19 protein-coding genes and 1 other RNA gene are annotated in these 22130 nt (G+C 41.3%); 16 read left to right on the forward strand and 4 right to left on the reverse strand.

What is annotated here, in order from left to right:
• Positions 1-28: 28 nt before the first annotated feature.
• Together tilS and AC3KVK_RS05720 are read left to right on the forward strand one after the other, a co-directional pair.
• Positions 29-1333 (forward strand): tRNA lysidine(34) synthetase TilS, encoded by a 1305-nt coding sequence (gene tilS / locus AC3KVK_RS05715; RefSeq protein WP_490313095.1) that lies wholly within the window; start codon positions 29-31, stop codon positions 1331-1333.
• A 3-nt stretch (positions 1334-1336) separates the two neighbouring features.
• On the forward strand, positions 1337-1681 hold the full coding sequence (locus AC3KVK_RS05720) for a hypothetical protein (RefSeq protein WP_490313096.1): 345 nt from the start codon (positions 1337-1339) through the stop codon (positions 1679-1681).
• Positions 1682-1714: 33 nt separating this feature from the next.
• Here the strand turns inward: AC3KVK_RS05720 and AC3KVK_RS05725 are convergent, their stop codons facing one another.
• Positions 1715-2611, reverse strand: a complete 897-nt coding sequence (locus AC3KVK_RS05725) for a GGDEF domain-containing protein (RefSeq protein ID WP_490313097.1) — start codon at positions 2609-2611, stop codon at positions 1715-1717.
• Between the two features lie 236 nt (positions 2612-2847).
• Between AC3KVK_RS05725 and AC3KVK_RS05730 the strand changes: the two genes are divergently transcribed.
• Positions 2848-4818, forward strand: a complete 1971-nt coding sequence (locus AC3KVK_RS05730) for a monovalent cation:proton antiporter family protein (protein ID WP_490313115.1) — start codon at positions 2848-2850, stop codon at positions 4816-4818.
• 24 nt (positions 4819-4842) lie between these two features.
• Here AC3KVK_RS05730 and AC3KVK_RS05735 read toward each other — a convergent pair whose 3' ends face one another.
• Positions 4843-5988, reverse strand: coding sequence for a patatin-like phospholipase family protein (locus AC3KVK_RS05735; protein WP_490313098.1), 1146 nt, complete (start codon positions 5986-5988; stop codon positions 4843-4845).
• 80 nt (positions 5989-6068) lie between these two features.
• Between AC3KVK_RS05735 and AC3KVK_RS05740 the strand changes: the two genes are divergently transcribed.
• The 9 genes from AC3KVK_RS05740 (at position 6069) to AC3KVK_RS05780 (ending at position 16439) form a co-directional block, all read left to right on the forward strand.
• The gene (locus AC3KVK_RS05740; protein WP_490313099.1) at positions 6069-6965 is read left to right on the forward strand and encodes a DUF3014 domain-containing protein; all 897 of its coding nucleotides are present in this window, start codon (positions 6069-6071) and stop codon (positions 6963-6965) included.
• Positions 6966-7063: 98 nt separating this feature from the next.
• Positions 7064-7160, forward strand: an RNA gene (gene ffs, locus AC3KVK_RS05745) — signal recognition particle sRNA small type.
• A gap of 254 nt (positions 7161-7414) precedes the next feature.
• A complete protein-coding gene (locus AC3KVK_RS05750; RefSeq protein ID WP_490313100.1) occupies positions 7415-8413 on the forward strand; it encodes a glycosyltransferase family 2 protein in 999 nt (332 codons plus the stop codon).
• Positions 8406-9839, forward strand: a complete 1434-nt coding sequence (locus AC3KVK_RS05755; RefSeq protein WP_490313101.1) for an ArnT family glycosyltransferase — start codon at positions 8406-8408, stop codon at positions 9837-9839. Before AC3KVK_RS05750 ends, AC3KVK_RS05755 begins: the two co-directional genes overlap by 8 nt.
• 10 nt (positions 9840-9849) lie before the next feature.
• A complete protein-coding gene (locus tag AC3KVK_RS05760) occupies positions 9850-10524 on the forward strand; it encodes a response regulator transcription factor (protein ID WP_490313102.1) in 675 nt (224 codons plus the stop codon).
• Entirely contained in the window at positions 10514-11749 is a 1236-nt protein-coding gene (locus tag AC3KVK_RS05765) for a sensor histidine kinase (RefSeq protein WP_490313103.1), read from the forward strand. Before AC3KVK_RS05760 ends, AC3KVK_RS05765 begins: the two co-directional genes overlap by 11 nt.
• Before the next feature lie 90 nt (positions 11750-11839).
• Positions 11840-12232 (forward strand): GtrA family protein, encoded by a 393-nt coding sequence (locus tag AC3KVK_RS05770; RefSeq protein ID WP_490313104.1) that lies wholly within the window; start codon positions 11840-11842, stop codon positions 12230-12232.
• Entirely contained in the window at positions 12232-13350 is a 1119-nt protein-coding gene (locus tag AC3KVK_RS05775; RefSeq protein WP_490313105.1) for an efflux RND transporter periplasmic adaptor subunit, read from the forward strand. Before AC3KVK_RS05770 ends, AC3KVK_RS05775 begins: the two co-directional genes overlap by 1 nt.
• Positions 13347-16439 (forward strand): efflux RND transporter permease subunit, encoded by a 3093-nt coding sequence (locus AC3KVK_RS05780; RefSeq protein WP_490313106.1) that lies wholly within the window; start codon positions 13347-13349, stop codon positions 16437-16439. The genes AC3KVK_RS05775 and AC3KVK_RS05780 overlap by 4 nt, the downstream gene beginning before the upstream one ends.
• On the opposite strand, the gene AC3KVK_RS05785 is transcribed toward AC3KVK_RS05780, so the two are convergent.
• Entirely contained in the window at positions 16436-17083 is a 648-nt protein-coding gene (locus tag AC3KVK_RS05785) for an NAD(P)H-binding protein (RefSeq protein ID WP_490313107.1), read from the reverse strand. The two genes, AC3KVK_RS05780 and AC3KVK_RS05785, sit on opposite strands and share 4 nt — an antisense overlap.
• A gap of 157 nt (positions 17084-17240) precedes the next feature.
• On the opposite strand from AC3KVK_RS05785, the gene AC3KVK_RS05790 reads away from it, so the two are divergent.
• From AC3KVK_RS05790 to AC3KVK_RS05805, 4 genes are all read left to right on the forward strand, one after another.
• Positions 17241-17696: a hypothetical protein gene (locus AC3KVK_RS05790; protein ID WP_490313108.1), complete on the forward strand. Its 456-nt coding sequence runs from the start codon at positions 17241-17243 to the stop codon at positions 17694-17696.
• 117 nt (positions 17697-17813) lie between these two features.
• Complete coding sequence (locus tag AC3KVK_RS05795; protein WP_490313109.1) at positions 17814-18131, forward strand: hypothetical protein; 318 nt, start codon at positions 17814-17816, stop codon at positions 18129-18131.
• An 84-nt stretch (positions 18132-18215) separates the two neighbouring features.
• On the forward strand, positions 18216-19466 hold the full coding sequence (locus tag AC3KVK_RS05800) for a DEAD/DEAH box helicase (RefSeq protein ID WP_490313110.1): 1251 nt from the start codon (positions 18216-18218) through the stop codon (positions 19464-19466).
• A gap of 346 nt (positions 19467-19812) precedes the next feature.
• Positions 19813-20058 (forward strand): hypothetical protein, encoded by a 246-nt coding sequence (locus tag AC3KVK_RS05805; protein WP_490313111.1) that lies wholly within the window; start codon positions 19813-19815, stop codon positions 20056-20058.
• Between the two features lie 11 nt (positions 20059-20069).
• Here the strand turns inward: AC3KVK_RS05805 and AC3KVK_RS05810 are convergent, their stop codons facing one another.
• Positions 20070-21584 carry an alanine/glycine:cation symporter family protein gene (locus tag AC3KVK_RS05810; RefSeq protein WP_490313112.1) on the reverse strand — a complete coding sequence of 505 codons (1515 nt, stop codon included), beginning with the start codon at positions 21582-21584 and terminating at the stop codon, positions 20070-20072.
• Positions 21585-22130 lie beyond the last annotated feature (546 nt).

A 22130-nucleotide genomic window follows, 5' to 3' on the forward strand; every position in this document is an offset into this window, starting at 1 on the left:
AAAGGGCCGCGTTAAGCGGCTTTTTTGTATGCACTCTCATTTATTGTATCAAACTGTATTCAACCAGCTGCGTCATGTATCGGGCCAAGTCACGGTTGGGTTATCAGGCGGGGTTGATTCTGTTGTTCTGCTTCATATTGCCGCAGCATGTCGTGAGCAACTTCCTCAACTGTCACTCAAAGCCTTACATGTAAACCATGGTTTAAGTGAACATGCTATGGACTGGCAACAGTTTTGTGAGACGCTTTGTTCACGGTTGAATGTCCCTTTTTCGTGTCGACAGGTTCATATAAACCCTAAAAACCGTCAGTCTCTTGAAGCTGTAGCTCGTGAGCATCGTTATCGTGCATTTGAAGCACAAACGAAAGCTGGTAGCATCATTTTACTGGGGCAACATCAAGATGATCAGGTCGAAACGTTTCTTTTGAATTTGAAAAGAGGCTCTGGCTTAGCTGGGTTATCGGCGATGGCGATGGATACACCTTTTGTCGATGGGCGGCGGTTAATTCGACCATTATTGCATACCAGCCGTAAAGATATTGAAGCGTTTTGCGCGCAGTTTGCGTTGCAACATATCGAAGATGAATCAAATGCCGATGTGACCTTTGATCGTAATTTTTTACGTCATCAGGTTTTGCCTTTGTTAAATCAACGTTTTATTGGCTTTGATAACTGCGTTGCCCGCAGTGCACAATTATTATCAGAGCAGCAGCAATTGATCGATGAAATTGCGGCTTTGGATTTTGCAAGTGTGGTTGAGGGCCAAGAAGTAAATATAAACGAGTTATTCAATCTAAGTGAGACTCGTCAACGTAATGTGTTTCGTTTTTGGCTCAATCAGCATGGCTTTCTGATGCCCTCTAAAGCGATCACCGAGCAAGTTTTTTCTCAGTTGTCGAGTACTAAAGCAGATGCGAGTTTGACCATTCAGTTAAGCCACGGTTCGCTCCGTCGCTATAATCAGAAATTGTATTTAGTTCGACCAGACGTTGAGCTTGAAAATCAGTGCCTTTTGGGAGAACAACTCGACTTAGCCGATGGGCGGTTGTTAAAATGGGTGAATGGCATAGGTGTTAGAGCTGCACTACAACATGAAGTGGTCAGCGTTCAGTTTGCCAACATGAAAGCCTTGATTAAACCAACAAATAAACCTGGGCGCAATACAGTCAAACATTGGTTAAAAGATGTCAAAGTACCTAGTTGGCAGCGCACAAGAGTGCCGCTTATTTTTTACAATCAAGAGTTAGTTCAAATCGTCGGTTATTTTATCAGTGAAGCTCATCAATCATTCGAGGGTGGCAAGTGGATTATTGATGATATTAAGAGTAATTAGAAAATGAAAAGTTCTGCTCAAGTGGGTCAGTCAATTATTGCACAGGCTCATATCGGTTGTTTATTGACCTTAGTCATGCTGGGCGTCATTCAATTTACGCAAGGCTTAACGGCAACTCTGTTGTTGTTAAGTGGTGCTGCAGGCGCATTGTGTGCAGCGATGTTAATTTTATATTGGCGAGGTAAAGGCGGGATTTTTTTTATCTTCGCTTTACTTTGCCCTTTGGTGTTGATTATTTTAGCTCAATTACCTAGCTTTTTGGCTTTAGCTGAGCTGGTTACTGGCTATTTTTGTGCACTTTCAATGATTCTGGTGCTTGTCGGGCAATATCAAAAAAGAGCCGCTTAGGCTCTTTTTATTGGAAATAATGGTGATGTTGACCTAAATTGCGAAGCTGCAATCTCGGCCATTATTTTTGGCTTTGTATAAAGCGGTATCAGCACGATCAAAAATCTGCGTGTTATCATCTTTAGTTTGTGCAAGGGTAAACCCGATGCTGGTTGTCACTTTGTGCTGACTGAGTAATAAATCTTTGTGTACAGCACCTTGAATGCGTTTTGCTAAAATGGTTGAGACTGACTTATTATCATCATCAACTAAAATTGCAAACTCATCTCCTCCAAATCGGAAAATTGTATCTGTGCCTCGCACACTAAAGCCTAAAAGATCTGAGAAACGTCGTAATACTTGGTCGCCCACTTGATGGCCATGTTTATCGTTTACGGCTTTAAAGTTGTCTAAATCAAGCAGCATTAATCCAAAGCTGCGGTGATGGCGACGTGTCCGTTCTAGTTTACGATTTAAGCTATCATCGAAGTGACTTCGATTGCCTAGTCCTGTCAGTGCGTCTTTAGTCGCTAGTTTTTTTACACGATGGAATAATAAAGCATTACGCAATGGGTAAACGAGTACAGTGTGCAGCTTCTGGAGTTGCTCTTTAATTAATGCGGTTATTGGCTGCTTGGTAAAATAAATTAATTGACCTAAGCGCTCTTCATCGACCTCAAGTTCAAATGCCACGGTTTGTCCTTTACGTTTTGAACCTGACATCTCGACGACACCTTCGGTGCAGTGGAATTGTAGGCTTAAAACAGGCAGCACTTTTGCAGCTTCTATCGAAAAAATATTAATAATTTTGTTTAGCTCTAATGTTTTTTGCAATTGCGACACTAAATTGTGTGCTTGCTCTATTGTATTAGGGCGGTAAAGATCGGCCGAAAGAGGCAAAAAATCACCTCGGCTTGAAGCTCGTTGTGTTAATACATGTACATTTTCCACAATTAAGTCCTTACAACATTATTTCTGACCTAAATTAAGCAAAATTGATACCAAATTTTGAAACTAGAATTAAAACAATTGCTTGCTATATTTAATGCGTACCGTTGTGTTGAGTGTCAAATTCTTAGCGCAACCACGAACAGGTGGACACATGTTTTGGGGTTTGGCATCTAAAGCCAGTAATCACACCTTACATAAGCAGCAGTGAATGAAAACTGAATCACGAGGTGGAACAATTGCAAGGGATTTTCAGCGAGATATTTAGCCTATTAGCTATTGCAGTCGTGTTAGTGTGGCTGTTCAAACGGCTCAATCTTCCACCTATTTTAGCCTATTTAAGTGCGGGAGTATTAGCTGGTCCTCACGCGCTAGGTTGGATCACCGATTATCAAGAGATTCATTTAGTCGCTGAATTTGGGATTGTATTTTTATTATTTAGCTTAGGGCTAGAGTTTTCAATTCCTAAATTAATGGCGATGCGCCATATCGTATTTGGCATTGGTACCGCACAAATGCTGATCACTTCAGGTGTGATCATAGTAATTGTATTGCTTTATAGCGCGCACTTTCCGACAGCGTTTAGTATCGGGACGTTATTAGCACTTTCATCGACTGCGATTGTGGTGAAACAATTGAGTGAATCAGGGGAGCTCCATACTCGGCGAGGACAGCTCGCTATTGGAATTCTATTGTTTCAAGATATCGCAGTGGTTCCTTTATTAATTGCGATTCCGTTACTCGGAGGCGGTGCTGAGAATAACTTGCTGCTGGCTCTAGCGCTTGCATTAACAAAAGGCGCATTTGTATGTGCTCTATTATGGGCTGTAGGTAAGTGGTTACTACCAAGACTGTTTAATGAGGTTGCACAGCTGCGTACAGATGAGTTATTTGTACTCACGACTTTACTTGTCACGTTATTTGCAGCGGGCTTGACACATGTATTTGGTTTATCAATGGCATTAGGCGCTTTTTTAGCGGGTATTATGCTCGGAGAAAGCCAGTATCGGCATCAGTTAGAGGCTGATATACGGCCTTTTCGCGATATTTTGATGGGGCTATTTTTTGTCACTGTGGGTATGCAACTTGATATGACATACGTTGTTTATAATGCCTATTGGATAGTCTTGGCTGTAGTTGGTTTAATTTTAGTTAAAGCCTTGTTGATTAAACAAGTGGCTCACGCAATGGGAGAGACTGCTAAGGATGCATGGTCAGCTGGTATCATGCTTTGTCAAATGGGTGAGTTTGGTTTTGTGTTAATTGCATTGGCGTTGCAGCATCAATTAATTGAATCTTCATATGCGTCGCTGTTAATTTCAATCGGGGTACTCTCGATGGCATTGACACCCTATTTAATCGACCATAATCAAACGCTAGCTAAAAAGTTATCTCGAGGAACGACCTCAACTGATAAGCGTAACGCAGCCCCAACTTTTTCATCGAGTTTAACCAATCATGTTGTGATTTGTGGCTTTGGCCGAGTTGGTCAAACAGTAGCACGTTTTTTAAAAACAGAAGCCATCCCTTATATTGCTTTAGATATTGATCCGATCAGAGTGCGAGAGGCACAAGCTGCGGGTGAAAACGTGCAATTTGGTCACGTACGGCAAAAAGAGATCTTAAAAGCTGCAAAAGTGTCAAAAAGTCGCCTAGTCATTATTACCTTTGCTGACTTTAACAAAGCAATGAGTATTGTCAGTGTCGTTAGGCAATTATCCGATGATGTCAAAATATTGGTTAGGATGCGAGATGATCAGCACTTGACTGAACTTAAAGAGGCGGGAGTGACTGAGGTGGTGCCTGAATCATTAGAGGCAAGCTTAATGTTAGTTTCCCATGTACTCTTTATGTCTGGTGTGCCAGTGATGCGGATCCTAAGGCGAGTGCAACAAGAAAGAAAAAACAGATACGGAATTTTGCATGGTTATTTTCCCGGTGAAAATACCGACTTAAGTGCACAAGCTATAGGCCGGTTAGAGTATATGCATGCAATCGCTATTACTGATGATGCATTTGCCGTAAATAAATCTTTAGGTGAGCTCAATATTGAAAAACGTCGTGTTGAAGTAATGGGGCTACGCCGTGATGATACTGAAATAGAAAACCCGACTGCAGATACCGTATTAATAGCCCAAGATATTCTAATTATCCGAGGAAAACCACGTCAAGTTGAACGTATTGAGCGGTATCTGCTTGAAGGTGGTTAAGAACTTCCTTTGCTGGTCACTCCTTTAAGGTAATGATAAAAAATGCTTTATTTCTTCTTGTTTGGCTAATCCATCTTTAAAGCCGATATCAATTAAATGCCGTGTATAAGCTTTTTCAAAGAGCAAATAACTCACCAAGCTAGATTCTGAATGTTTTTTAACCCCTATCATACGTAACAAGGTTTTGATCGCAAATGGCATATCTTGATAATGTTGATTTGCGATTGCGTTGAAGTTTTCAGATGGATTAATTACATAAGTTTCGACGCGTTTAAGCTCTTGATGTTTTTCTCTAGCAGGTAGAAGAGATACAGTTCGGTTGACACGTTCTAAGCGCTCAATATCGGCACGTAAAGTATCAGAAAAGATAGTATCAAGTAGGTGTCCCGCAATGGTTGATATGCCAGGGTATTGAGGCTGAAAACCAAAGTATTTATTATCACTGGGTTGATCCACACCTATGATGAAAATTTTATCTGCGCCCAAGTGAATGGGTGGGCTTAATGGCGCATGTTGGTGGATTGAACCATCTCCAAAATACCCTTTGCGTATTTTTATACTTGGGAACACCATCGGAATTGCACTCGATGCCATTAAATGTTCAATATTAATGGTGGTATTTTCTCCCCGGCGTTTAGCACGTTGCCAAGGGATGATGTCATTGGCCTGAAAAAAGGCCACGGAATCACCGCTAGAATAACTCGATGCAGTAATCGATAGAGCTTTTAAATGTCCTAAACTGATGTTTCGATCAATTCGTTGTAAATCGAGCACATGCTTTAACAAGCCTCGAAGGGGTTCGTTATCAAATAAGCTGGCAGGCGGATGATTAATATAATCAGATTGAAAGCTTGATAACATATTACCAATAATATGGCCAAAAACGGTTATAAAGTCAGTATGGTAAACTTGATTAGTGCTAAAATTACGCCATACCCACTCTAATTTTTTTACGCCAAGATGAAAACATGAGGCGTAGCACGATAGGGCTGTCGCATTAATTGCTCCCGCAGACGTACCATTAATAATCTTAAACGGTAATGGGGAGTTGCGCGGTAGCGTACTCGCTATAGCTTTTAAAACACCAACTTGATAAGCTGCGCGAGCACCACCCCCGGTTAACAGCAATGCTGTATGTTGGCTAGCTGTGTGTGTTTGATTTTTATACATAGTTATAGTTGAATATCACTCTTATAGTTTTTAATTTAGAAGATATTGAATTAAAAAGAAATTACTTTTCTTGTGAGTACATGATGTCAGAAAATAACCCAGCAGCAAAAACAAAACGTACCCTGTATAGTTTAGCCTTAGTTGCAGTTTTAGCTGTGCTGATTTTTGCAAGTTTTAATCTTTATTTTAGTATGCAGGAGCAATCTGCTCAATCAGCACAAGTTATCGCTAAACCTGTCGAGGCGCAAGCTCCACCAATTAACGTAATAAACCAGAAAACAGAAACTGAAGCAGAAGCTATTTCTTTACCTAAAATCACTTCAGTTGATGCACAGCCAGCTGCTGAGCCTGAACCTGTAAACGTTCCTATGCCAGCGATAGTCATTCCTCCACTCGATGAAAGTGATGTGGTTGTTAAACAAACGCTCACTAAATATTATACGCCACAACTACTGGACCTGATTGTAAATGATGACATTATTCGTCGTGTCGTTGTGTTTGTCGATAATCTTGCACAAGGGAAATTAGCGCAAAAACATACGCCATTTATAAAACCCATAGAGCCATTTACGGCCGTTGAAGAAGATATTCTGACGATTTCCCCGCAAAGTTATCAGCGTTATGATGCTTATGTTGATTTATTTACCCAAATCCCACCCAAACAAGCGATAGCCCTTTATCAGCAATATAGTGTATTGTTTGATGAAGCCTACCAAGAAATCGGTTATCCCGATAAGCCATTCACAGGCACGATGCGTGAAGCTATAGATGTTATCCTAACAACACCCGTTGTAACTGGTAATGTGCCTTTAATTGCTCAATCAGTAACCTATAAATTTGCCTATTCAGAGTGGGAGCAATTACCAGCAGCACAAAAACAGCTGTTGCGTATGGGACCTAAAAACCTGAAAAAACTCAAAGCGGCACTTAAACGTATTAAGCAAGAGTTACCAGAGCAACCGCAAGGTGAACAATAACTGTGCAGTTAAACGCGAATTGTTAATTACCCCTTGTGCTGGGCAGATAAAATAGCGATAATCTGCCCCGCGTCTAACAAGACCCACTATGGTGGTCTTATTGGTCCTCTCGCAACAATAGCAGGTGAACTTGGTCAGGCCCGGAAGGGAGCAGCCACAGCGTGTGATTTGTGTGCCGGGATGTGGCTGGTAAGGCTGCCACCCATTTTTTAAATTACTAGCTTTCTTAAAACCTTCTTTCTTTTATTATTAATCTCTTAAATTTTCCAGCTGAGCTAAATCTATAAAATCTGAATCGCCATTATTCTGGTTGCTTAGGCTTTTCACTAACCTTAGACTGCTTTCTTCACCGCGCTAAAAAGTCATAAAAATACGCGTTTATTTTGTGTAGACATTTCGTAGACGCGGCTCACTGTAACCTTGCTGCAATTAATTTAGAGAGGTTACAAATGCAGCTCATTGCGGACAACTCACCCCATAAAAAAGACGTGTTATTAAGTGTCATTGTTCCTGTTTACAACGAAGAAGAAGTGCTAGACACTTTTCATCATCGTCTGACGCAAGTGCTCAGTACAATCTCTCACGAACGATTTGAAATTATTTATGTCAATGATGGCAGTACTGACGATAGTTGGAACGTGATGTTGTCGCTTTCGTCACATTGCGCAGCGGTCGAATGCCTTAACCTGAGCCGTAATTTTGGGAAAGAAGCCGCTATGACTGCCGGCATTGAACACTGTAAGGGCCAAACGGTGACATTGCTGGACGCTGATTTGCAAGATCCCCCGGAGCTCATTCCACAAATGATTGCACAGTGGCGCAAGGGGTTTGATGTAGTCAATATGAAGCGAATCGATCGCCAAGGTGAAACTTGGTTTAAGAAATGGTCTGCTAAGACCTATTACACATTACTTGATCAGTTAGCAGATATTCCAATTCAAAGAAATGTGGGCGATTTTCGGTTACTGAGTCGTCGTGTGGTTGACAGGATCAAACAGCTCCCAGAAAAAAACAGATACATGAAAGGAATTTTGTCATGGCCAGGTTATAAGCAAACAACGATTGAATTTTCTAGGCCGCAAAGAGAAGCGGGCACAACAAAGTGGTCGTTTACTCAATTATTAGGATTAGCCCTATCAGGTATTACGGCATTTAGTGTTAAGCCTTTAAGGCTCTCTGTGTGGGCCGGAGTGGTGGTGTCGATCTCTGCGTTTGTTTACGCATTATGGGTGGTTATAAAAACAGTCTGGTTGGGTGAAATCGTGCCGGGCTATCCATCTTTGATGTTGGTCCATCTGTTTTTGGGGGGAGCACAATTAATTGCCATAGGTGTGTGCGGAGAATACATTGGCCGTATTTTTACTGAGGTCAAAGGTCGTCCCTGCTATTTAGTGATGGATATTGAAAGCAAACAACAAGCGCTTAAGGAGCAGCAAAAGCATGGGTAAACAGCCTCAGCAAAACCTAGCGAATGCCGCGACACTTGTTAAAGTAGCATTAGTGCTACTGCTTTCATTATTTGTACTGCGATTAGCTGCGCTAGGAATGTATCCACTTTTTGATACGACAGAAGCAAGGTATGGCGAAATAGCTAGAATCATGTTTGAAACTCAGAATTGGGTGACCCCTCAATTTGATTATGGCGTGCCATTTTGGGGCAAGCCACCTTTTCATACTTGGTTAAGTGCCGCGAGTTTTTCTCTTTTCGGTGTCAGTGAGTTTTTTGCCCGATTACCGCACTTCTTGGTGGGATTGATGACCGCCTTCGTCGTCTATCGCTTTGTGACTCAAGTGGCCGATAAGCAGCGAGCGTTGCTCTGTGTATTTGTTTTAGCTTCGACATTGGGTTTTATTCTGGCCATCGCCATGGTGATGACAGATAGTTCATTATTGTTGGCTTATACCTTGGCCATGACAAGTTTTTGGCTAAGTTTTAACGATTACAATACCAAGCTTAATGGTCATGTGTTTTTTGCAGCGCTCGCTTTGGGCATGCTGGTCAAGGGGCCCGTTGCTGTTGTTCTGGTGGTGATAGCGCTTTTGATTTGGAGCCTGTGGAAAAAGCAATTTGTTAAAGCTGTCACCTCATTGCCTTGGAAAACTGGTTTTCCGCTATTTTGGTTGCTCGTCATTCCTTGGTATGCATGGGCAGAGATGAGGACGCCAGGTTTTCTTGAATATTTTTTAGTGGGTGAACATATTCAGCGCTTTTTGGTCTCGGGCTGGGAAGGGGATTTATATGGCAGTGCCCATGATAGGCCGCGAGGAATTATTTGGATTTATTGGCTTATGTGTGCATTTCCTTGGTCTTTTTTCGTGATTAAAACTGTTTTAGATCGTTTTACTCAGCCCACAATAAAGGAACAAAGCGAGATAGCGATTGAGCCCTATCTAGTGGCTTGGATGTGTGCTCCGATGGTTTTATTCTCTTTTGCAGGAAATATTTTGCCCATTTATGTGATGCCGGGGTTTAGTGCCATGGCTGTGCTAATTGTTGTCAGTCATAAATTGTCTAAGCGTTTGATTAGTGCAGGTGCTGTCACCTGTTTAATTTTATGTGTCTTAACCGCCTTGTTGACGTCAGGAAAAATAACCCTCTCAACAGAAAAAACCTTATTAGACTATCACAATACTCAGTTTGAAAAACTTCCACTCTATTACTGGCATCATCGCCCTTTTAGCGCTCAATTTTATTCACAAGGGCAAGCAAAACGGCTAACTGATATCACGCAACTTGAAGCAATGTTGGCTGATCGCAACTCTTTTTATCTCGTGATTAATACAACAAAATTTGACGAGGTGGTCATGCTGGTAAAAGATCACTGTATGCAGAGCAAAGTGGTTAGAAAAAATTCACTTTATATGTGCAATTAGGAGCAAAGCATTGCAAGTACTTTTGGTTGAAGACTCTAACAATATCGCAGAAGTTATTTTCGACTATTTTGAAGACTCTGAATTCGATATTGATTACGCCACAACAGGCACGGCGGGCCTAGAGAGAGCTAGGAAAAATTACTACGACTGCATTGTTTTAGATTTAATGTTACCTGGAATTAATGGGCTTGAAGTGTGCAAATTACTTCGAGAGGAAGGAGTCAATACGCCAATCATTATGCTGACTGCAAGAGATACTGACGAGGATATGTTGCTTGGTTTTAACAGCGGCACTGATGACTATCTCGTCAAACCGTTTAAGTTAGAGTTACTTGAAGCGAGGATCCACAGTTTAACACGAAGATACGCCGGGACCGGGTTTAAAACAGTGCTTGTACATGGTGACTTAAAGCTGAATGTTGCTTCGCATCAAGTTTGGCGCAATGCAGATGAAATTAAACTGTCACCCACCAGTTTTAAAATTCTTAAATTGTTAATTGAGCGCTGTCCTGATGTAGTGACTCGGCAAGAGATTGAGATGCAGTTGTGGCAGGATGACTTACCTGATCAAGACATATTGCGAAAGCACATTTATCAACTACGCAAAAAAGTAGATGGCCCCTATACAAAGGAGCTGATCGAAACGGTGCCAAAAATAGGCTACAAACTCATAAATGAAACATGATAATTCGATTGCTGGAATATTAATTCGGACTTATTTGTTGGGTGCGGTGTTGCTCATCATCTTTTATGCTGTGATTTTTTATTTTGGTACCTTGCAAACAGAAGACAATAACAGCATGAAGCGACTGACTATTGTCGGCAACTATTATCTCGAAAAATACCAAGGTGGAGAGCCAAAATCAGTCAAGATTGATTCATTACTCACCGTTTATACTGACTACACTGTGCTACCTGCCTTACTGCAAACGCAAATCTCCAAAGAATGGGTGGGAAGTTCGACCTTTCACTTTGATGATTTGGGTATCGAATACAATGTGTTGGCAAAAACATTTGATAATGGCGCTGATCAAAACGTGTTATATGCAGTTGAAAATATAGAGGCTATAGAATTAAACGACGAAGAAGTCATTATTTTAATGACCACAGTGTTAGGTGGGGGCATGGTGCTTTTACTGTTTGCGGGTGCCTATATCGTGCAAAGTGCTCGGCGGATCAGCAAACCGATTTCGGAACTAGCCAATCAACTTAGCAAAGATGAAGAGTTCGAACCCGTTAAAGTCGAGGGAAACCTGTCGGATGAAATGATTAAAATGGAAGCTGCGGTTAATCTGTATCGAGCTAAAATAGCCGCTGCTTTCGACAGAGAAAAATCTTTTACGCGTTACATTAGCCATGAACTGCGCACTCCCATGACAGTGATTAAAGGCAGTGTGAGTGTACTGCGTAAATCTACAGATAAAAAAGTGCTGAAACAAGTTGGACTATTGCAACAATCTATCGATGAAATGGAATCCTTGACGCAAACTTTTTTATTTTTAGCTCGCGAGCAAACTGAACTAGATAAGGTGTGGGTCGATCATACACTTTTAGATTCTGTTGTGAGTAAATTCGACGCTTTGATTGAAGCCAATAACGTCGAAGTAACGATCTCACTCTTGCATCCTTTTGAACTTGAATGTTGTCATCAATTATTATCGGCTGCAGTGAGTAATTTAGTTCATAACGCCCTCAATAGCACCGTAGGAGGAACCATCAATGTTTTTGCTTCTGATGGTGAAATTAATGTCATTGATAGTGGAGTCGGACTTGATACTCAAGCAAGGCATTACGATGGGTTTAACGTTGGCCTTAAAATAGTAAATGACATCTGCAACAAGTATCAATGGCACTTCTCTTTGACCAGCAATATGAATGCGGGTTGCACAGCATCAATCAAATTTAATTAAGTGGTGTTTCAATTTACGTTAGGGACAGTTTCTAGACATAGCGGATGATATTTTAACACTCAGTACATTAATATTAATTATGGATTGAATGTGAAGTTTGTTCGTTTTTGTTTAGTTGGCGGAACCGTTTTTATCATCGATTTTGCCTTGTTTAATACATTGGTTAAGTTTATTGAACACCCCTATTTAGCGCGTTGGGTGAGCTTCTGTTTGGCTATTTATTGCAATTGGATTGGCCAGACTTACTTTACTTTTGCATCGCGTCATCACAGTCCATCAAATCAGCCTTACCAGTTTTCTAAATTCTTTGTCATGAGCCACGGGACTGGTTTGTTGAACTTAGCTGCATACTCACTTGCTGTGTCTTTAGGGTTGGCATTGAATGTCAGTTTTGTGATTGGAGTGGCTCTTTCTTTATTTTTGAATTTCATTTTTGCCAAAAAAATCATCACTGGCAATCCAAGTCTCAAGGGAAAACAATAATGATAGCCGCTAAAAAATACCTTCCTGCGCTGATCATGGGGCTATCGATCAGTGTGTGTGCGCTAGTGTTAATTCAGCGTCCTCAAGCAACCTTGTCTCACGATAATCAAAAACGTATCTCAGTGAGTTTATTACCGGTTCAATCGAGTGATTACGAGCCTAAGGCTCAGTATTATGGTTATGTGGAAAGCGCGAAAGTTCAAACTCTGACCGCCAAGGTTGATGGTGAAATAACTAAACTCCATGACGCTTTTATTCCCGGGGCGTTAATCAATAAAGATGAAATTGTGTATGAACTCGACAAACAAGACTACATTGATTCGTTAGCCCAGTTGAAATCAAATTTAACCATAGAAAGCGCAAACTTAGAGCTTGAACTAGGCCTACAACAACTGGCAAAAAATAATTTGGCGCAATTTAAGCAGGCTAGCAGCATCAATGTTCAAGGGCAATCCACTCCTTTAATGCTTCGACAGCCACAACTGACTATCGCTCATGCAAAAAAAGAGCACGCACAATTAGCACTAGCAAAAGTATCACGTGATATCGAAAAAGCGACCTTGATCGCAAGTGAAGATTTGATTGTAACTAAACAATGGGTGCTCGAAGGAGATTATGTGTCGGTGGGACAAGCGATCGGAGAAGTAGCATATTTAGATACTATTTGGCTTAAGGTCGCTGTTTCATCTGAAGTCGCAAAACATTTAACTATAGGCGGAAAAGCCAATATCCATTTACCCAGCTCTAAGCGAGGGGTTACCTCGGTGATTACTCACATCGATAACGCCATTGATCAGGCTAATCAACGGGTCAATGTATATGTGGCAATGTCGCGTTATAAAAATCAGGTCAAGCTCAATGAGTTTGTTCACGTTGAATTAGTTTTGCCCTTATTAGAACAAGTATATGCGGTGCCCGCTCAACTTATTCAAGATGGAAAAATGTGGGCGCTCGGCGATGATTTTTTGCTAGCGCAAATCCCGGTTGATGTAATGTGGCAACATCAAAACATGACGTGGATAAGCGCAAATGTTGATCCATCACTTAGGTTGCTTGCTCATCGTCTACCCATTCAATTAGAAGGGCAACAAGCAACGGTGACGAGTATTCAATTATGAAGAAGCAGCCTATAACTTTTGATTTGTTTTTTGTTCGTGCATTTGCAACGTCGCCTGTTGCATCATCGGTGTTATTGCTTGTTATGTTGCTAGCTGGAACGGCCTCTTATTCACTCATTAAGCAAGAAACCTCATCCCAATTTACGGTCGAAAATGTGGATATTTCGATTCAGTATCCAAGCGCAACCCCTGTAGAAATAGAAGAGTCAATCCTCTTACCCATTGAAAATCAACTCATTGGGTTAGAAGCAATCTCAGAGGTGTCGAGTGTGGCTGGCGAAGGAGTGGGTGAACTCTCTGTTGAGATTAGGAGTGGTTTTTCAAGTGAGTTAGCGCTTTCACAGATTAAAAGCGCAATTGATCAAATAAAAAATTTGCCCCAAGCCATGGAAACACCAGAAATTTCATTGGCTTTAGAGCGCGAGTCAATTATGGAAATTGCCTTGTATGGCGACGCTTCTCATCAGCAATTACATGAGGCTGCTCACCATTTACGTAATCAAATGTTAACAGACTTAGCGGTTTCATCGATTGATATTATCTCCTCTCATCAACCAGAAATTGTGATCGATGTTGATATTAATCAATTGCATGCCAGAGGTTATTCGATGGCTGAATTAACAAGCCTAATTACCGATAAAACGAATACCTCAGCCACGACTCTCTTTGATGATAAAGGCAGTAAAGCCTCCTTTCGCTCGCACGATTTTAATCTTAATGCCCAAGCATTGGCTCAAATACCGTTAGCGACAAAAGGAGGCTCAGGGAGTTTGTTGCTTGGCGAAATTGCAACAATAGATTTTCGCAGTGAAGAAACTTCAAATGTTGTCGAAGTGAATGGTCATCCTGCCGCCATATTAGCTCTTTACAAGGCTGCGGATGCCAAGCCGATTGATTTAGCCAGTCAAATCACCGCGTTTATTGAAGATCATTCACTTAGGTTAGAGCAAGGCATTAAACTTGAAGTACTCGAAAGTGCGAGTGATGCATACAAACAGCGAATAGGGTTATTGCTTGAAAATGGCCTTGCGGGTTTTGTATTAGTGCTGCTAATTTTAACTTTCTTTTTAGATCGTGCAGTGGCTTTTTGGGTTGCGATGAGCATTCCAATTACTTTGCTTTCAAGTTTAGTCTTTATGCCCATTCTTGATATTCCGTTAAACATGGTGACGCTGTTTGCGTTTATTTTAACGCTTGGGATTTTGGTTGATGATGCCGTGGTCATTGCTGAAAAGATTTATGATAACTACCAGCAAGGGCAAAGCTACCATGAGGCTGTCAGTACTGCACTTAAGCAATTGGCGCTTCCGCTGTGCGTGGCTGTGATGACTAATATTTTAGCGTTCCTGCCTTTGTTGTTCATACCAGGTGAAATAGGTCAAGTATATAAACCGTTAGCATTGCTTATCATTGCGGTGTTCGCCGTATCTTTAATCGAAGCACTATTTATATTGCCCAGACACTTAAAGAATATGACTAAGAAACAGCGCAAAACGTCAGGTTTAATGAGCCGATTACAGGTGCGTTACGCCAGGCTACTTGACCAAGCAATTGATTCACCGTTTGTGACCTTATCGTTATTTTTGGGTGCAAGTTTAATTGTCTTCAGTTGGTTTTTAAGTGGCAGGGTTGATACGAGTTTTGTGCCTAAATATGAATCAACGCGTGTCGATGTTGAGCTTGTTTTTCACCCGATGACATCCATAGAGCAGCAGCGTACTCTGCTATCCATCATTAAACGTGCTGGCGACACAGCGTTGCACGATTTAAGTGGCGGGCGTGGATTAGGTCATCATTTAATGGAAATTGAAGGCTTAGGGGCGTCTTCAACATTTCAGTTATTAGATGAAGGCGAGCGAACATTTTCTATTGCACAATTTGTTGATAAATGGAGAGAAAACATTCCAGATTTGCCTTCTGTTCATTCGCTATTTTTTGATTACATGGTCGGACCGGGCGGTGGCAGGGAGCTCGTTTTAGAGTTGCAACACCCAAATAATAACCGCTTGCAAGGCGCGATTACGATGCTTACAAAGCAGCTGAGCCAACTTGAAGGGTTGGCGGATGTGACATCAACCACATTATTTGGAAAACCTGAGTATCGATTTGAGCTCACGCCACTTGGCATTCAACTGGGCTTTAGCGAAGCGGCACTTAATACGCAAATTAGGCAATATTACTGGGGAACAGAGCTTTATCGAAAAGTTATACAAGGTCAAGAACTGAAAGTATTCCTAAAAGCCTATGAGCCAAACCTTTCTAACTCTTTAAATCTAGATAAGTTAATCTTGGTTGCACCCAATGGTACACATGTGCACTTAAAACAAGTAGCTAAGCTCGATTTCGCGATGTCACCGCTGGAAATCAAACGAGTCAATGGACAGCGGGTGACAGAAGTGACGGCAAGTGTGTTAAGGAGCAAAGAAGCCGCTATTGTGACTTTTGAGAAAATAAAACAAGAGGTAATTCCCTCGTTGACGCAAGCATATCCTGAGTTAGACGTGTCATTTGAAGGGGAAGCTCAAGTAGAACGAGAAGTGAGTGAAGAGCTGATCCAAGGTGTGTTGTTTGCCTTTGTTTTAATTGCAGCATTGCTTACTCTCACGTTTCAAAGCTATTTACAGATGAGCATCACGCTGACAATTTTACCACTGGGAATAGCGGCGGCGATTGCTGGCCATATTTTAATGGGTCATTCCTTGAATGTATTAAGCCTGTTCGGCATTATTGCCGTGTCGGGGGTCATCATCAATGGCGCGATGTTATTGCAGCTTTCTTATTTGTCCAACATCCGCAGCAACATGGCCACTAAAGAGGCGGTGATAAAAGCGGCGCAAGCACGCTTTCAACCAATAATCCTTTCTGCTATTACGACGGCGGCTGGGTTGATCCCGTTGCTTTTTGAAACATCGACGCAATCTTTACATTTAGTGCCGATGGCAATTAGCCTGAGCTTTGGAATGGTCTTTTCAATCGCAAGCGTATTGTTGTTTATACCTGCATTGATCTGTGCGTTAGATACGCTTCAATCTAAAAAACAACAATGGCTGGCTAGCTGTAAGTTGATCACTTGGCAAAAGAGGTTTTAATAAAACAGTTCATCTAATGTGAAATACTCTTGGGCAAGGCCTGAGCGAGTGGCAATGTTTAGCATCTTTTTTGCCACTTGCTCAGCCGATATTGGGCGGTACTTTTTAAGCCCTGGGAGGGTGCAGAATACTGGCAGAAAATAACTTGCCAGCGTTTCACCGAGCCTTACTCCACTTGCTCGTTCGCCTAAAAGCAGTGAGGGCTGTAAAATACTGACTCGGACAAATGGTAAATCAAGGACTCGTTGTTCAAGCTCACCTTTCATTTGCAAATAAGTATTATGGCTGTTGATATTAGCGCCACTGGACGAAACTAAAACATAATGCTCAACCCTATTATTTACGGCATGTTGGGCAGCTTTAAATTGATACTCAACATCGACGATACGTTGCTTTTCAATGGTACCGGCGATTTTTTTTGTTGTGCCAAGACAAGAAAAAAGCACATCGCCGTGTAAAAGATTTTGGTAGCTATCTAATTGTTCAAAATCGATAACATGATTGACCACTTTTGCAGAGCTATGAACCAAGGGGCGGCGTGTCAATGTGATGATAGTGTGGTAGTCAGCTGCAACTAATTGCTCGACTAAGGCACTGCCGACAAGACCCGTTGCACCGAGCACAATGGCTTTTTTGTTACTCATTTCGTCTTCCTTTGGGTTATTTAGGCCAAGTCGTTAAAGAGTGTGAATGATTAAAGTCTTATAAAGCTAAATCTTACCTTTTCTTGTGTCTGTTTTCTATTTCCTGCAAGCTACTCATAAATGCAAGATTAATTGAATTTATATAGGCGATTTTTTCATGAAACATCGATGCTCATTTTTACTCGTATTCTTCTTTGGTTTCTTAGTGCAAGGCTGTGCGATTAAATGGGTGGCTGAGTACGATGCAGCACTCGTTACCCAAACATTAAGCGTGGCCAAACAAGTTGATCGTTTTTATGGGCATTTAATCGAAGATGATCAGTTGAGTCGTCCGTATGAAATGTATAAAGATCAGTATATTGAAATAGAAGTGAATTTGCGTAGTTTAGTATTACAAAATAAAACCCGTCCATTAAATGAAGAGTCTGTGCAAATAGCGCAGATCACACTTGATAAGTGGCTCAAATATAAACAGGCCCATCAAGAAAAAAATTCTTATAAAACCGTGTTAGCTAACAATCACCGAGCACGCATGACTCGCCTCTTTACTGCGATGATTGTTTCAGAAGAAGCTAAAAAAATGCCAGATGAATCACATGGGAGATTAAACTAAAAACAGCAATCGCCTCAATGAATTAACACGTTTAGTTAAGCATGTGAGTGAGAATCTTTTAAATTGAATATGCACACCACCTCTAATGCTAAGAGGTTGTGTAAAAAAGGCCTAAAAATGAATTTTGATGGAAATAAAGTGTTTAACGATATGCTTGCAGCGATGCAAGTTTCTTTAAATGATGATTGGCAAGTTGCATCTGGTTATGTCCAGCAAATACTGAGTCAACACAAACAAATGCTGGTGGATTTGGCTCAGCTACGTGTCGAAGGAGAAATCAGCGAGCAAGAGTTACAAGCTGAACTGTTAGATGAGCAGCATACCCTTAGTGCTGAATTATTAGCTTTACAAGTGGTGGGGAAGGCTTCGGCGCAACGAGCGGCTCATGCTGCGATGGATGTACTAAGCCAAGCGGTCAAGGCTGCAATTTTATAAAATGGCACTCTCGGAGCAATTTAAATTGGTATAAATACCTCAGCTGAGAGATAATAGGGGATTATTCGCAATAGACGTATGCTCATGACAATTTTTCCTAAACTCGGCCTCAACGATACCCTTCAAGCTAATGTAGCAGCATTAGGTTATAAAACACCCACTTATATTCAAGAACAGTCGATAGGGGCTGTATTGTCAGGTGCAGATACTTATGCCATCGCGCCAACGGGTACAGGAAAAACAGCAGCTTATTTATTGCCAACATTACAAGAACTCAGCCGCACAGATAATCGCGCAGAGCAAGTTCGTCCCATCCGCGCTTTGTTTTTAGTACCTACCCGTGAGTTGGCTCAACAAGTTGAAGAGTCGATAAATCAATATGGTAAAGGTTTAGGGTTACGGACTATCAGTGTGTTTGGTGGTGTGCGCATTCCTTCGCAAGTTAATCGTTTTAAACGCGGAGCCGATATTGTTGTGGCGACACCAAAACGTTTAGTCGACTTATTAAAACTCAAAGCAATCAGCTTGGAGGAAATCCAACACTTTGTGATGGATGAGGCAGACAGGTTGGTGAGTATGGGTATCGTGAATGAGTTGCGTGCAATTATGGCTGCACTGCCAGCAAAGCGCCAAGTTATTTTATTTTCTGCGACGGATTCTAAAGCATTACAAAAATTCAGTGATGCCAACCAAAACCATGTCAAAGTGATCAAAACAGATGATGTGCAGCCAGCGCTCGATAAAATTATTCATACCATGTACCGCTGTTTTCGCGATCACAAACCGGAGAATTTGCTAACGCTTATCAAAATGGTGAATTTTGATCGCGCTTTGATTTTTGCTCGCACCAAAAAAGATGTAGAGTTTTTAACGGCTTTGCTAAATGAAAAAGGGCATAAAAGCATCGGTATTCACAATGAAGTACCACAGAAACAGCGTCAAGAGATTTTAAAACGATTTAAAGACCGCGAGGTAACGTTTTTAGTGGCGACAGACATCGTGTCTCGCGGCGTTGATATTGCTCAATTGTATTACGTGATCAACTATGATTTACCGGTTAATGCAAATGACTACATTCACCGTGCAGGGCGCACAGCACGTACAGCCACAAGTTTGTCTACGAATCAGACCTCTGAGGCTGACAAAAAAGTCAAACAATCGATTTCACAGCAAATTACCGCAGAGCGTTTTGGTTTTCAAAAACCAGAGCCGGTTAAAACCAAAGACATTCACGGTCATATATTCTCGTTAGTGAGTGCAGAGCAAGAGTCAATCATTGATCGTATTAGTCAAGCTATCGGTAAAGAAATGAAAGTTGAGTGGCACTCTTGGTAACAAGTTTGAACTTGTGCTGACTTAGCGACTCACGGAAAAAGCCTTTAGTAATCGTCTAAAGGCTTTTTTGTAAGCTAAGTAAAGGGTAGGCTTTGGTAGTGATAGCCTGTGCTGACTCATTGGTTGCACTATTAAATCTAGAATTAGCAACCGCTATTCTGGATGGGTTAAAATAAAACTCAATGGAGCTAATGGATTGATCGGTCATGCAAACAGCATGAATTTCAGCGCAGATGGCAATGTGAATATCTACCAATAATGAAGCAAGTCTTGTTATTAGTGTGATTCGCTGTTGCTTGGATTCATTTACCCGACAATAGAAGATGATGTATTTTTAGGAGAGCATGTGTCAGATCACAATAATTTACCCGATCCAGAAGCGGCTGCGCTTATTGCGCAATTACAACAAAACCTGGCAAATCATCAGGAACAAAAAGCGGCACTTGAAGAAGAGATTTCAGCATTTAATTTAGTGAGCGAAATGCCGTTGCCACAAGACTCATCAGTGAGTGAAAGTGACAAGCAAGCTATTTTAGATATGTTAAACGCTGTAGAACAAGGCGAATTTGGTGGTGTAAAACGATTGAAATAAAAAGCAGCACATCATTGAGCTTGCTCGTCGGTTGTAACGTGAGTACCTGTTGAGGTGAAGCGTAGTTGATACTGTTTTAAGTCTCGCTTGATTTGTGGAGCTAGAAAATACAAACCAATAATATTGGCTATCGCCATTGAGAAAAACATGGAGTCAGAGATGGCAATCACGGATTCTAAACTGACAGAGGCTCCGACAGCTGTAAACAGGCAGAATAAAAGTTTATAACTGAGATCTTTTATTGGACTATGGCCCACGATAAATCCCCAAGCAATCGAACCGTAATAAGCCCATGAAATCATAGTTGAAATCGCAAATAACAGTACGGCAACACTGAGCAAATAGGGAAACCAACTAATCACACTGGCAAACGCGCGAGAAGTCAATGCGACCCCATCGATGCCTTCAACGGAGGTATAGCTTCCGGTGATAATAATCACAAGCGCTGTGATAGTGCAGATAACAACGGTATCTATAAATGGTTCAAGTAAAGCAACATAGCCCTCACGGATAGGCTCTTTTGTTGCGGCGGTGGCATGAGCAATCGATGCCGCGCCAACCCCTGCCTCACTTGAAAAAGTAGCGCGTTTGAAGCCTTGAATAATCACCCCTATAATCCCGCCCGCCACGCCTTCTGCTACGAATGCACCTTCAATAATGAGCGAAAAAGCCAAGGGTATTTTTTCAAAGTGAGAAATTAGAATAAAGAGCGCAGCGGCCAAATACACGCCAGCCATTAGGGGCACGACTTTTTCGGTTACTTTAGCGATGCTTTTAATTCCGCCGATAATAACGACACCAATAATGCAAGCCAAAGCCACGCCAAATAACCAGCCTTTATCAGTAAAAAAGTGTGGTTCAGAGCCTAATGTAATCGAAAATTGCATAAATGCTTGATTTGATTGCAGCATATTGCTGCCACATAAAGAAGCGATGACACAACACACAGCAAAAAAATAGGCGAGAGCTTGGCCTGTTTTGCGAAAGCCGAGTTGAACTAATCCATCGCGCAGATAAAACATGGGACCGCCATGAACTTGGCCACTTGCAGAGATTGTACGGTATTTGACTCCTAAACTGCATTCGAGAAATTTAGTAGACATTCCCAAAATACCCGCAATGATCATCCAAAAAGTCGCACCAGGTCCACCAATGGAGACCGCAATTGCTACGCCCGCTATATTTCCTAGTCCTACAGTGCCTGAAAGCGCCGTAGTGAGGGCCTGAAAGTGACTTACTTCACCGGGATCGCTAGAATTCGAATAGTCGCCTTTTATCACTTTAATGGCATGACGTATTCCTTTGAAGTTCAAAAAACCAAAATAAGGGGTAAAAATCAGGGACGCTGCGATTAGCCAGAGCACGATTAATGGCACTTGCGTGTCGCTTATCGTTATCGAATAAAAAATAATACGAGTAAATAGATCCGCTACAGGGGCAAGAAATTGGTTGATTGTATTGTCAATTGAGGAGTTGGCAAGGTTTAACTGAGTCATCTCAAAAAGAAAGGAAAGCAATTTTGACATACGATCACCGTTAATTATTTTTATTGTTTTAGATTATTGACGCCATATGGTTTTGTAGAATCAACATGCTTAAATTGTAAATAATTATGCATAAAAAAGATCGGGATATCTAGAGCCGTTATGGGGCAATTAGCGTTGTTTTTTTCAATGAATTAACAAGCATGCACTAGAATTTGGTGAACTCAACTTAGAGAAAGAGCAGATCGGTCCTTTCAATCTTTGTTTAGGCTTCCGAGGGGGAAGTCTTCTAATTAAGATAAATGTCGGTACGAAGACCCAATTATTAACTGTGAATAAGCCTCAATAAGTCTCACTTAATGAGGCTTATTTTTTTGGCGTGCTCTCTCAAATGTGGGTAAAAATTAACGATATATGCGTTCTAATTCAATCCTGAGGGTAGAGTCAAAAATTTTTTTACTGCATTGCCATTAAAAAAGTATTTTTGTTCTAAGAGTAAATGATTGAAATAGCAAAAATTTAGATCAGCAAATTGATTAAATTCAATATCTGACTAATTGCGCAACGAGTCCTTCAAAAGGCTACATC

Source organism: Pseudoalteromonas sp. J2K-J979 (genome assembly GCF_058169715.2).

Bases quoted from the DNA above. Each gene is read 5' to 3' on its own strand.
- AC3KVK_RS05740 (WP_490313099.1), top strand. From the start codon at position 6,069: ATGATGTCAGAAAATAACCCAGCAGCAAAAACAAAACGTACCCTGTAT.
- AC3KVK_RS05765 (WP_490313103.1), top strand. From the start codon at position 10,514: ATGAAACATGATAATTCGATTGCTGGAATATTAATTCGGACTTATTTG.
- AC3KVK_RS05795 (WP_490313109.1), top strand. From the start codon at position 17,814: ATGAATTTTGATGGAAATAAAGTGTTTAACGATATGCTTGCAGCGATG.
- AC3KVK_RS05790 (WP_490313108.1), top strand. From the start codon at position 17,241: ATGAAACATCGATGCTCATTTTTACTCGTATTCTTCTTTGGTTTCTTA.
- tilS (WP_490313095.1), top strand. From the start codon at position 29: ATGCACTCTCATTTATTGTATCAAACTGTATTCAACCAGCTGCGTCAT.
- AC3KVK_RS05800 (WP_490313110.1), top strand. From the start codon at position 18,216: ATGACAATTTTTCCTAAACTCGGCCTCAACGATACCCTTCAAGCTAAT.
- AC3KVK_RS05755 (WP_490313101.1), top strand. From the start codon at position 8,406: ATGGGTAAACAGCCTCAGCAAAACCTAGCGAATGCCGCGACACTTGTT.
- AC3KVK_RS05780 (WP_490313106.1), top strand. From the start codon at position 13,347: ATGAAGAAGCAGCCTATAACTTTTGATTTGTTTTTTGTTCGTGCATTT.
- AC3KVK_RS05750 (WP_490313100.1), top strand. From the start codon at position 7,415: ATGCAGCTCATTGCGGACAACTCACCCCATAAAAAAGACGTGTTATTA.
- AC3KVK_RS05785 (WP_490313107.1), bottom strand. From the start codon at position 17,083: ATGAGTAACAAAAAAGCCATTGTGCTCGGTGCAACGGGTCTTGTCGGC.
- AC3KVK_RS05720 (WP_490313096.1), top strand. From the start codon at position 1,337: ATGAAAAGTTCTGCTCAAGTGGGTCAGTCAATTATTGCACAGGCTCAT.
- AC3KVK_RS05775 (WP_490313105.1), top strand. From the start codon at position 12,232: ATGATAGCCGCTAAAAAATACCTTCCTGCGCTGATCATGGGGCTATCG.
- AC3KVK_RS05735 (WP_490313098.1), bottom strand. From the start codon at position 5,988: ATGTATAAAAATCAAACACACACAGCTAGCCAACATACAGCATTGCTG.
- AC3KVK_RS05810 (WP_490313112.1), bottom strand. From the start codon at position 21,584: ATGTCAAAATTGCTTTCCTTTCTTTTTGAGATGACTCAGTTAAACCTT.